Origin of the sequence: Bartonella fuyuanensis, assembly GCF_014197255.1 — a bacterium.
Taxonomy (GTDB): domain Bacteria; phylum Pseudomonadota; class Alphaproteobacteria; order Rhizobiales; family Rhizobiaceae; genus Bartonella; species Bartonella fuyuanensis.
Window position 1 is genome coordinate 1 of the sequence record NZ_JACIFE010000001.1, and the last position, 12,433, is coordinate 12,433.

Here is a 12,433-nt window from a genome sequence, read left to right on the forward strand (position 1 = left end):
GTGCAACGAACGCTTTTCATAACAGTATCATTGCGTTGATGTGTAAAGATAATTTATTGTTTTTCATGAGAAGTCCGAAGATCTTAAAATTTTCTCATGGCATCCTCTCATAATGAATCAAACAAAATCACTCTTGCTTGCACGTTATAAACAAAGCTGCCATATGGATAAAAACCACACAAGAAAAGCATAAAACACCTCTCTCACTCCTTTAACAACCAAGAACCATCACACGCTTAAGCGTTAGAAAAAACAATGATCATACTGACTTATTCAATCCTAACCTTACGCGAATCCTTGTCATCACCATCTTAAGCTTTAGAATCATTCCCCCAAAAGGATAGGACTTCAAACAATCCCGCACAACCTGTAAAATAGAGCATATCACCTCAAAGCAACGCACTAATAGAATATTGACACGCAGGTCTTACCATCATCACTTCCGGTGCAACAAGCGACTCAATATTGGAAGCCGACTTGTAGATCGGATACAAAACAGTATAGCGCGCAAAAACTTATGTATTTTTCTTATCTTTCTTGTTAGCACAGCATTTGCATCGATAGCAATTCACACACACCCTGTTTATAGTCATTCATATCTATTACAATTCAAAAGCCTGCTTTTTCCTGCTCTTTTGTCCATTGTCCTAAAGCAGCAAGATGGTTCATCCGAGCACGATGACTAAACGCTTTCTGTGCAACAGCAATATTTTCATCTTTTCCAGCCCATGCTTTTAAGGCAGCCGCTTGCAATGCGCGTCCATAGGAAAAGGTCAATTTCCAAGGCAATGCGCCTAAAGAATTCATAGCAGATAAATGCGCTGTTGCTTCTTCATCAGACTGCCCTCCAGAAAGAAAAGCAATTCCTGGAACAGCAGCAGGAACAGTCTGTTTAAGCACCTGAATAGTCTTTTCAGCAACTTCTTCAACACCAGCCTTGCGCGCATCCTTTCCATCAATCACCATATTGGGCTTTAAAATCATCCCTTCCAAAAGCACACGCGCTTCAAACAATTCCTTAAAGACAGCCTGTAAAACAGCACGTGTCACCTCAAAACAACGCGCAATAGAATGTTGACATGATAGCCCATCCATCAACACTTCTGGTTCAACAATTGGCACAATATTGAACGCCTGACACAAAGCAGCGTAGCGTGCAAGAGCTTGTGCATTTTGATTAATTGCTCCTCTTGTTGGCAAAGTATCTGCATCAATAGCAATCACCGCACGCCATTTAGCAAAACGTGCCCCCAAAGCATAATAATCCTTTAACCGTTCACGAAGACCATCCAACCCTTCAGTAATTGTCTCGTGGGGGAAAGCAGCCAATGGTTTAGCCCCTGTATCAACTTTAATTCCTGGCAACACCCCTGCATCACGAATAAGATCCGTCAACATTTTCCCAGTTGATGCTTTTTGTCGAATGGTTTCATCAAATAAAATAACTCCAGAGATAGCGCTTTCCATAGCATCTTTTGCACTAAAAAGCATTTCACGATAAGCACGACGTTTATCTTCATCAGATTCAATACCAATGCTTTCAAAACGCTTTCCAATAGTCGCTGTACTTTCATCTGCTGCTAAAATGCCTTTACCTGTCTGCACTAAAGCAAGTGTAATATCTTCAAGACGTTCATTCATAAAAAATTCCTCTTTACTTTATTTTTAAATTTCTCAAAAGTGCATAACACGCTCAACACGCCCTTCATAAGGGGATATACAAGTTTTTCTTTAAATCTTCTCTTTAAATAAACTTTTAAGCTTGCATAAGAGCAAGAATGCCAGGCAAAGCCTTTCCTTCCATCCATTCTAAAAAAGCTCCTCCAGCCGTCGAGAGATAAGTGAAATCATTTGCAACGCCAACATGATTAAGAGCAAAAATCGTATCGCCTCCTCCAGCTATTGAAACTAACTGCCTTTTTTGACTACGTCCTGCTGCATGACGGGCCACAGCAATTGTTCCTTTATCAAAAGGCAACATCTCGAAAACACCAAGGGGTCCATTCCATACGAGAGTAGCAGCTTCATCAATCGCAGCATTGATAGAAGCAACAGACCGTGCACCAATATCCATAATCATACCTTCTTGCGGAATATCCCCGATATCATAGAGACGATGCGGTGCATTTTTTTCAAAGCGAAATCCAACGATCGCATCCACCGGGAGCAGAAGTCTACATTGGCACTGCTGTGCTTTTTCAATAATCTTTTTTACTGTTTCCATCAATGCATGCTCATACAGTGACTTTCCAACACAGACACCTTGCGCTGCTAAAAAAGTGTTGGCCATGCCCCCCCCAATGACCAAATGATCGACTTTTTCAACCAAATGATTGAGCACAAAAAGCTTACTAGAAACCTTTGCACCTCCCACAATTGCAATCACAGGACGTGTTGGGTTACCAAGTCCTTTTTCTAATGCCTGCAACTCACACTGCAAAGCACGCCCCACATAGGAAGGCAACAAACGTGTTATTCCCTCTACTGAAGCATGGGTACGATGAGAAACTGAAAAAGCATCATTAACATAGAGATCACCATGATGAGCTAAAGCCTCAGCAAAAGAACAATCATTTTTTTCTTCACCTGAATGAAAACGAACATTTTCAAGCAGTAAAACACCACCATCTTGCAATGCTTCAACGGCTATCTGTGCTTCTGCACCGATACAATCGGCCGCAAACGCCACCGGCAAATCGATAATTTTTTCCAACACTTCCACAACGGGGCGTAGTGAAAATTCTGGTTCCACTTTTCCTTTAGGGCGACCACAGTGAGAAAGAAGAACAAGCTTAGCACGCCGTTTTTGCAATTCAACAAGTGTTTCTTTATGACGCTTAAGACGGGTCTCATCACATATCCTGCCTTGTGCCATTGGCACGTTAAAATCAACCCTTACAAGAACACGCTTCCCAGCGACATCAACATCATCAAGTGTCTGAAAATCCATCACTGTTTCTCTTTATTTTCCATTGCTTTGAACAAACACGTTTTTGCCTAACTTTATTCTCTCTTATTATTTCTCTGCTTTTCCATAAGAAGGATCTATTTTTTTCGTTTTTTTCAAACTTTATCTCGTTTAAATCTCACTCTTTTAAATAAATTTTTCTTTTCCTCGTATTTTTAAACCATGTCTATAATGAAAACACACAGCACCATCTATTTCTCAACAGCATCTTTTTTCCACCATATGAAACAATTGCTTTTATCGACTTTTTTAAAGAACGCGCCTTAATTTTTACAAACGCGAAACTTTTTCTTATAAGAAAAGGACCCGAAGGTCCTTTTTTCTATACTGTCTGAGCAAAAGCCACAGCCGTATCACACATACGGTTAGAAAAGCCCCATTCATTATCATACCAAACCAGAACACGACAAAGCGTCCCATCAATCACCTTGGTTTGATCATTGTGGAAAATAGCGGAATGAGGATTATGATTAAAATCACAACTCACAAGTTTTTCTTCTGTCGTCTCTAAAATTCCCTTCAAAGAACCTCGTGCAGCAATCGCAATAGCTGTATTAATTTCTTCAATTGTTGTGGAACGCTTCGCGGTAAATGTAAAATCAACGACAGAAACATTAGGAGTTGGAACACGAATTGACACACCATCGAGTAACCCCTTTAATTCTGGCAAAACCAATCCCACAGCTTTTGCTGCTCCTGTTGATGTAGGGATCATAGAAAGAGCTGCCGCCCGTGCACGATAAAGGTCACGATGCATTGTATCCAACACAGGCTGATCACCGGTGTAAGAATGGATTGTTGTCATAAAGCCCTTTTCAATACCCACGGTGTTATGTAAAACTTGTGCAACAAGCGCCAAACAATTGGTTGTACAAGAAGCGTTTGAAACAACGCGATGCTCTTTTCTCAAAGATTGATGATTAACCCCGTATACAACCGTAAGATCTGCCCCTTTAGAAGGTGCAGAAACAAGCACACGCTTTGCCCCCGCATCCAAATGAGCACTTGCTTTATCACGGGCTGTAAAAACGCCCGTACACTCCAAAGCAATATCGATTTCCAAATCTTTCCAAGGCAATTGTGCAGGATCACGCTCTCCATACACCTTTATTAAACTACCTTCCACATCAATGCCATCCCCCACTACCTTAACAGTCCCAGGGAAACGCCCATGAACTGAATCATAGCATAACAAATGAGCATTTGTTTCAACTGATCCCAAATCATTAATTGCAATCACTTCAATATCTTTTCGTCCACTTTCTACAATAGCACGCAAAATATTGCGACCAATACGACCAAACCCATTAATTGCAACACGAACTGTCATTTCAGCTGTTTCCTCGTTAGTTTCTTAAAGCATACCATTTGGTACACAATAAATGGGCATTTCACCCATCCTAAATTGTTAACTTTCATAACGTCAATATTTTAATCAATCAATCACTTATCCACAATAATGCACAAGACCATCCACAGCACTCCATAGAATATACATCTTGCAATCAAACCCACTCACGACAATCTAAGCTGTCATTTTATACTTTTCTCTTTGATCTTTCCAAGCTCTTTTTCAGCGGTAGCAACGACATTTTCGCAGGTAATACCGAAATGCGCATAAAGATCATCACCCGTTCCACTTACGCCAAAGCTATCCATACCAATAAAGATCCCATTCCAGCCAATAAAACGATCCCATCCTTGTCGAACGGCAGCTTCAATAGCAATCTTAATCGGTGCCGCTCCAATAAGAGCCCGCTGATAAGAATAAGATTGCTGAAAAAAGAGCTCAAAACAAGGCACTGAGACCACACGCGTTGGGATACCTTTTTCTTCTAAAACGGCATGTGCTTGTACTGCAATTTGCAATTCAGAACCGGAAGCAAACAAAGTCACTTTTGGCTCATCACTTGCCGTTAATAATTCATAAGCACCAAGCATACAGAGATTTTCTTCTTCATACTCTTGACGCAAAAGTGGGAGATTTTGTCGGCTTAAAGCCAAGGTAGAAGGTGTTTTCCGTGCTTTCAAAGCCAATTGCCAACACTCGACTGTCTCCATAGAATCAGCAGGACGAAATACGAAATGATTAGGCATTGCGCGCAAAGAAGCCAAATGCTCCACAGGTTGATGGGTAGGTCCATCCTCCCCAAGCCCAATAGAATCATGGGTCATAACATAAATCACCCGCAACCCCATGAGCGAAGACAAACGCATAGCAGACCGCATGTAATCAGAAAAGCATAAGAATGTTCCCCCATAAGGGATAAATCCCCCATGGAGAGCAAGCCCATTCATTATAGCGCCCATTGCATGTTCCCGAATACCATAATGAAGATAGCGCCCTGAAAAATCATTTGCCGAGATGCTTTTCATTTGGCTGCTTTTTGTATTATTGGATCCTGTTAAATCAGCAGAACCACCAATGGTCTCCAGAACGACTTCATTGATCACTTCAAGAGCCATTTCCGAAGCTTTCCGCGTAGCCACAACAGAACGCTTTTCAACGAGTTTTTGTTTATAAGCATCGACCGCGCTATCAAATCCACCTACAAGATCACCACGCATAAATCTTTCAAACTCCACCCGTTCCGATACAGGAAGAGCATCTAATTCTGCTTCCCACTTTTGCCGTTTTTTAGCGGCATTAAGCCCCGCCAAACGCCAATTATCAAGAATATCGGCTGGAATAACGAAAGGCTCCGCCTCCCAACCTAAAGCGATCCGAGTCTCAGCAATTTCCCGCGCACCTAAAGGAGCTCCATGAACTTTATTGGTTCCAGCTTTATTAGGTGCTCCAAAACCAATTGTTGTTTTACAGGCAATCAAAGTTGGTTTATCACTATGGCGTGCTGTTTCAATAGCGCATGCAATGGCGGCTTGATCGTGTCCATCAACTTTGAGCGTATTCCAACCTGATGCTTTAAAGCGAGCTATCTGATCTGTACTATCAGCAAGAGAAATTTCTCCATCGATAGAAATATTATTATCATCCCACAACACGATAAGCTTATGAAGCTTTAAATGCCCAGCCAAGGAAAGCGCTTCTTGAGAAATCCCTTCCATAAGGCATCCATCGCCCACCAATGCATAAGTGTAATGGTTGATGAGATCACCAAAACGGGCATTTTGCAATCGTTCCCCAAGCGCCATCCCCACAGCATTAGCCAACCCTTGTCCGAGGGGACCCGTGGTTGTTTCCACTCCTGCCACATGTCCATATTCTGGATGTCCAGCAAGCTTTGCCCCTAATTGGCGAAAATTTTTGAGATCTTCAATACCAATATCTTCATAACCAGAAAGGTAAAGCAGAGCATAGAGCAACATAGATCCATGTCCTGCCGATAATACAAAACGATCACGGTTAGGCCAATGAGGTTTTTGGGGATCATGAGCAAGGAATTTCGTATAAAGAACCGTGGCAATATCAGCTGCCCCCATTGGCAACCCGGGATGACCAGAATTCGCTTTTTCAATCGCATCAATAGCAAGAAAACGAATAGCATTAGCCATCTGATTTTGTTGTTGGTTGTTTTTCATAAATGATAGACCATTTCGTTAAATACGTTATTCTGTTGTTTCCGTATTCTCTTAAAATTCTTGAGCAATATTATTTTAAACCATTAGCATGAGACTTCTTGTCACCATTTCAATAACATTGCCCTCACGCACCTTTTCTCATGTCATTTATGCCAATACTTTCAAAAAATCCAGCTTTTAATTCATATAGATTCCCTGCTTTGCTTGCTAAAATATCCTACATATTTAAAAATAAAGCGCACACGATATAAACATACAAGTGATTCGTTTTTGCATAACACATTGATAAAGGCTACGATTACCCGAAGGATAAAAGCAATGAACCAAGAGCCTACGGTTCTGCAAGATGCGCTAGAGCACCTCGAAAAAGCACTTAGAACCTTAGAGATAACCATAATAAACCGCAATGCCGTTATTGATAAAAATAATGAATGGGAAGAAGAAATTCAACGAATGAATGCTGACCGCAGTCATCTTGCCCAAGCACTCGATAAAGCTGAAGCCCAAATTGAACGCTTAGAATCCGTAAATAAAGAAGTTTCCAAACGTCTTATTAAAGCAATGGAAACAATTCGTGTCGTCATTGATAGATAAAGGTTTGAATGTATGGAAACTGTTTCCGTCACCATTGATGGTAAAAATTATCGCATGGCTTGTGATAAAGGACAAGAACGTCATCTTATTGCACTTGCGGCTCAATTAGATCAATATATTACACATTTAAAGAAAAATTTCGGTGAAATTGGGGATCATCGTTTATCGGTTATGGCCGGCATAATGATTATCGATGAAATGGAAGAGATAAAACGAGAAAATAAAAAATTACAAGAAGACTACGATGCTCTTTTACGACTCCACAATGAAAAAGACCGCACCATGGGAAAAATTATGCGTGAAACTACACAACGCATTGAAAATCTCACCAATCAATTGCTCAAAGATGATCAAAACGGCACCAACATTCAAGAACAAGAACAGGAAGACTTTTAAAGACCCATTAGCTTGTAACAAACCAGGGATTTGACTTCCCTCCCCCACTTTACAGAATAAAAATCCTAAAACCCATATCAGTCTGTAAACAATTCAGTTTCTTTTATCGAGAAGATTCCACTGACTCATCACTCATGAAGATTACTTTTAAAACTTAAGTCCCAACAAGAAAACTCTCCCTTGCATCCTTCACCTATGGATAAACACTTCATATATCAAGAAGGTAACCTTATATCACCACGCTCAAATGAGGTATTATCTTTCCAAGGCAACAAAATAATAAGCCCACTATCATTATTAAAGAAAATCATAATAAATTATAACAGCAACAAACAAGCAAATCATCCTCCAAGAATAACGAGCTATATTCATATTTTTCCTAAACTATAGCCACATAAAAAGTTCTTTTCTTTAGATATAATCAGACAAATTCAATCTAGATTTAATATATTTAAAAAATAACCTTCTTCTATTATCCTCTAAAGATTCGCTACAATACCAATTAGCCACCGAACCGTTTTTTCAACTTTTTGTATCTACTTGAAAAATCAACCACTGTGTCACAGTCAGTATAGCTTATATTAAGATGAAAGACGCCTTCTTCTGCCCTAAAAACTTCTCAATCGTTGAAATAGAAAAAGAAGAAAGACCAAGAGTTGCAATAATTTTTACTTTACGTGCATGTTTCAGGGTGGAGAATTTCCTGAAAGAGAAGGTGAAACTGAACTGTTGAACAAAGATTCATCTGTTAACTGGATCATCCAACTGGTTTGATTTCCAGTGTCGATTTCTTTAAATTCAGCCTTTTGATATCCTCTAGGAAAACAATCATGAACTCCTTGAATGGTAAATTGGCTATCTTGTACACACATAGTTACAGAGCCTGCCCAATTTCCTTTTTTTTGTGCCCCTTCCGCATAAAAATAATAAAAACGTGAAGCAAGAGGTCCCTCGATTAAGGTTTTACATTCTGTGACAGGAACCACCCACCAGCCTTCACTCACCCACCCTGAAAAGGTACGATATCCCAACGCGACCCCAACAGTTTGTTGGGTTGTATTACAAACTCTAAAATCGGCTTTTGCAAAAACAATAAGAGGGAATAAGAGCAAAATGCTCAAGAGAAAAACCTTTAATCCTCTCTGAAATATCCAATTTTGTTTTTTCAAAAACACAAAACTTCCTTTATAAGGTCAATTCTCAAAACAGATGATACATTTCTTTTTGCAAAAGCCTTTCAAGTTTAAAAATATATTTTTATATTTTTCTTTTTATAGCCCTTTTATCAATGCATATAGCTTAAAAATTTTACAAAATATTTAAAGTCAATTTATAAAAAACTGTGTAGCTTGATTTATTTTTAGTTTTTCAAGCTTTTTCAACACAAGTTTGTCATGAAAAATAACTTAAAATATATAACCTGGAGAAAACTATAATGAACGATACAGTAACCGATCAAACACACGCTATATCCGTAAATCAATTACGCTCTTTTATTGAACGTATTGAACGGCTAGAAGAAGAGAAAAAAACCATTTCTGATGATATTAAAGACGTTTACACTGAACTCAAAGGCTCTGGTTTTGATAGTAAAGCTGTTCGAAGCATTATACGATTACGTAAAAAAGAAGAGCATGAACGAATGGAAGAAGAAGCAATCATTGAGCTTTATAAAAATGCGCTTGGTATGAATTAGCACCATTAATAACATTGGAAATTTCCTTAAGAAACAATAATGAAAATGCAAAAGTTTCTACCAATAATAAGCGACTTGTGTAACGAGTGATGAGATGCTCAGTCACAAAATATTGCAACAGCCCTCATATTGGAAAGAATTTCTGCAACGCATTTTTATTCTTGTTATCCAATCAGTTTCATCTACCTGAACCATCAGCTTGTAAACACCAGCCTTATTTATGTGTGCAAACGAAGCTGTTTTGGTTGCTACAACTTATAAGATAAGATTTAAAATGAGAAAAACTTACAATACTCTCTGAAGCGGAATATAAACAATCTTTATAAATCAAGATGTTAAATTATTTGCGTATAGATTACTGAAAAGAGCATAAGATCGCTTGCACCCAAAATCATTCTGATAGCTCAATCAGTTTTAAAAACATAAAGTGAGACGGATAATGAAAGCACCAGATAAGTTTGAAATAATATATCTAAATCACATAGCAAAAGAATCCTGCAGCTGAAATCGTAAAAAAGCTCCCTTTAAAATAGGATGAAAAACTTCTTACGAAACGGTTACATCACTGCAAATAAATTAAAAATATAAAAAACAAAGAAATAGAATGATGATGAAATGAAAATAACACTATTATTTGAAAGAAAAATACAAGATTGTTAAAGGATAAATAATCTGCAATGGCGAATCAAATCGCCAAGACATTGCGTTTTCCCATTTGCGTACATTATTCTTGGCTTATTCTCCACTCCAAGGCAGAGATCCCCCCCAAGATCAATTTGCAAACAATTCAACTTCTTTTCTAGCATGTTTTTCTTGGCTTCCCACTTCTTACGGTTCATTTCACAAAGCTCCCCAAGTAAGCCCTACCTTGAATAGAGCTCTTTATTCTTGAGAATGCTTTGCTTATTTCTTGCTGTTGTAATTTACATGATTTTTTTTGCAATGATGTTGGGCTTTTTGTCTTATTGCGCTGTCAAAAGATAGCTCATTCAAAATGTGGGAATATCAAGGCTGCCACCTTGAATCTTCAGCAAAAACTCTAGGACCACTTAAATAAATCTGATATGTCTTATACCATCCTATAAATGACAACATTTTGCAACTCAATGGAATAAATGAGACATTTTAAAATCTATAAACAGAAATAAAAACATCATTCATACCTAGAGAAAAACAAATGCATTAAAATAATCAAATCAATGCTAAACAAAAGTCTTGCTGCTTTGCCGACCATTGTCCCCATAAGCACATAAGTTTTTTATGAAAAAATATCTCTTAAGGTATCTCAGCCCATTTCACAGCATCAACTACGAGCAATATAGCGATAAATCTATTGAGCCACACGATCTTTACACTTATGAAGAAGCAAACCTGCACCCATCCCACACTTTACCAACTCTCAATGTTGCGATAAACTCTCAGGACTTGAGACAGTTCATTATAGGCGCTTTTACTCTTTTTTTGTATAGTTTCATGCTTCCTCAGTGATTTCATTTGTAATATACAAGCGAAACAGGGTTTTGATTGATTCAACACAAAAAAATTTGAAATGAGAAAATTTTACAGTATTCAGAGTTCGAACTCAATACAAACAATGATAAATTATCATTATAAATCAATTTACTATTATAAATAGGAGAGATTTTACCATGCACAAAGTGCAATCAAGAATCACGGTACATGATCAATAATGCTATCTGGTTTTTTGCAATATTTTTCTTTCCTCTTCAAATGATCATTTTTGATGAAATGGCTAACTCCCTATTTTCTGAAAGTAATCTCATCCAAACGAAATAAAAGAATTCTCTGATCCTTCTATTGCAAACAGAAAAACCATTTCAAACGTTAAAAAACAACTCTAAAAGAAAAAGCCGATACCAAATGAAAAAGAAGAGTTAAACTTGTAACAAAAAAGTGAAGTACCTCTATTGATATTAAAAACATTGTAAAACATATCTTTGCTTTTCTTGTTCTTCAAACTTAGATTTTTTTGTATGCTTCTTGAATAATAAAGAGAATCATCGCAGCATAAAGTGTTATCAAATCTTCAAAAATCTACAAAACATGCCTCATCCACACATTTCAGTTATAGGACACAAGAAAACAATACGAAGCAAATTGTCTTCGTGAGCAATTTTATGCACTAAAAATTTTTCCTAAATAAAGTGCTTCTTTGCAAAAAGAAAAAAACATTTGAAAAATTTCAATGAAAAAAATATGTCAACTCGTAACAAGCAGACACCATCACACACATTCCCTTTGGTATTAGAAAATATTCATAAAAACATATTTTCTTATCTTCCCCTTATACTCTAAACACGCCAATCCCATTTGTGACAGAAAAAATAATCCAAATTGGTTCCAAAATGAGAAGCGTTATGATAAAAGAGTCCTACTGTATTGGACTTTATAATTTAAATTTTCAAATAAAAATTTATCACGAGAAATCAAAGTTTTATTATAATATTTCTAAGAGGAGAAAACTATTGCCATTAAAATAAAGCGAACAATTTCTTCCTTGATCAGTTAAAAAAATGTAACTGTGTTGCTTTCTTCTTATTTGTGGAATGCGATTCATTTGCCACCTTGGAAACCATAAGATTTGATGATTACCGCACCTCAAAGGACACTGCTTCATGAAACATGAAAGATCATGAACACCTCATGGATAAATTCACACACCTTTCCCTAAATGATGGTCCTTTACAGCACAACAAACTGTAAATCTCACGAATCCGCAAGGATTTCTTTTTCACGTTCTTCATTTAAAAATTTCAGCCGATTTTCCTTTTGTATGCAAATATTTTTCTTTTTTTCCAATGCTGTTGATAAACGCTCAAAACGTTCTCCATCACGGCAATCAAGAGCTGGATCAGAGTCTATTTGTTCTATTTTTTATTTCACAAAATAGTAATTTCTTCGGGAAAATTTTCCAATGTTTCAAACCGCTTATAAGACAATTTGCCTTGTATTTTTTTCTCTCGCTCTATCAAATGACCATTTGTTGATAAAAGATATTTTCCATATTTTCCCGCATGAGAATTTGATAAAATTTCCTGATACAATAATTTTCTCTTTGTCAAGAATTGTGCAAAAAACAAACGTGAAAAGTAAAATTTACTTCAAACACCCGTTGACCAAAATCATAACTTTTAACTGCAAGCAAAAGCACGTTTCCTAAATCTGATTTTACAGATTTAATGTGCCCAAACACCATCCATAAAGTGATGCCATAAGAC

At 37.4% G+C, this 12,433-nt stretch carries 9 protein-coding genes; 3 read left to right on the plus strand and 6 right to left on the minus strand.

Annotation, left to right across the window (positions count from 1 at the left end):
* Positions 1 to 609 precede the first annotated feature (609 nt).
* The 4 genes from GGR08_RS00005 to tkt all read right to left on the minus strand — a co-directional run bounded on the left by GGR08_RS00005 (position 610) and on the right by tkt (position 6,508).
* Entirely contained in the window at positions 610 to 1,641 is a 1,032-nt protein-coding gene (locus GGR08_RS00005) for a class I fructose-bisphosphate aldolase (protein WP_183193375.1), read from the minus strand.
* Positions 1,642 to 1,756: 115 nt separating this feature from the next.
* A complete protein-coding gene (locus GGR08_RS00010; protein WP_183193632.1) occupies positions 1,757 to 2,950 on the minus strand; it encodes a phosphoglycerate kinase in 1,194 nt (397 codons plus the stop codon).
* Between the two features lie 340 nt (positions 2,951 to 3,290).
* Entirely contained in the window at positions 3,291 to 4,298 is a 1,008-nt protein-coding gene (gap, locus tag GGR08_RS00015; protein ID WP_183193376.1) for a type I glyceraldehyde-3-phosphate dehydrogenase, read from the minus strand.
* Between the two features lie 203 nt (positions 4,299 to 4,501).
* Entirely contained in the window at positions 4,502 to 6,508 is a 2,007-nt protein-coding gene (gene tkt, locus GGR08_RS00020; protein WP_183193377.1) for a transketolase, read from the minus strand.
* Positions 6,509 to 6,826: 318 nt separating this feature from the next.
* On the opposite strand from tkt, the gene GGR08_RS00025 reads away from it, so the two are divergent.
* Positions 6,827 to 7,102, plus strand: coding sequence for a DUF4164 domain-containing protein (locus GGR08_RS00025; RefSeq protein WP_183193378.1), 276 nt, complete (start codon positions 6,827 to 6,829; stop codon positions 7,100 to 7,102).
* Positions 7,103 to 7,114: 12 nt separating this feature from the next.
* Entirely contained in the window at positions 7,115 to 7,498 is a 384-nt protein-coding gene (locus tag GGR08_RS00030) for a cell division protein ZapA (protein WP_183193379.1), read from the plus strand.
* Between the two features lie 686 nt (positions 7,499 to 8,184).
* Here GGR08_RS00030 and GGR08_RS00035 read toward each other — a convergent pair.
* On the minus strand, positions 8,185 to 8,673 hold the full coding sequence (locus GGR08_RS00035) for a DUF1036 domain-containing protein (RefSeq protein ID WP_183193380.1): 489 nt from the start codon (positions 8,671 to 8,673) through the stop codon (positions 8,185 to 8,187).
* 260 nt (positions 8,674 to 8,933) lie between these two features.
* On the opposite strand from GGR08_RS00035, the gene GGR08_RS00040 reads away from it, so the two are divergent.
* Positions 8,934 to 9,194, plus strand: coding sequence for a DUF2312 domain-containing protein (locus GGR08_RS00040; protein WP_005774567.1), 261 nt, complete (start codon positions 8,934 to 8,936; stop codon positions 9,192 to 9,194).
* A gap of 2,900 nt (positions 9,195 to 12,094) precedes the next feature.
* Here the strand turns inward: GGR08_RS00040 and GGR08_RS00045 are convergent.
* A complete protein-coding gene (locus tag GGR08_RS00045) occupies positions 12,095 to 12,259 on the minus strand; it encodes a hypothetical protein (RefSeq protein ID WP_183193381.1) in 165 nt (54 codons plus the stop codon).
* Positions 12,260 to 12,433 lie beyond the last annotated feature (174 nt).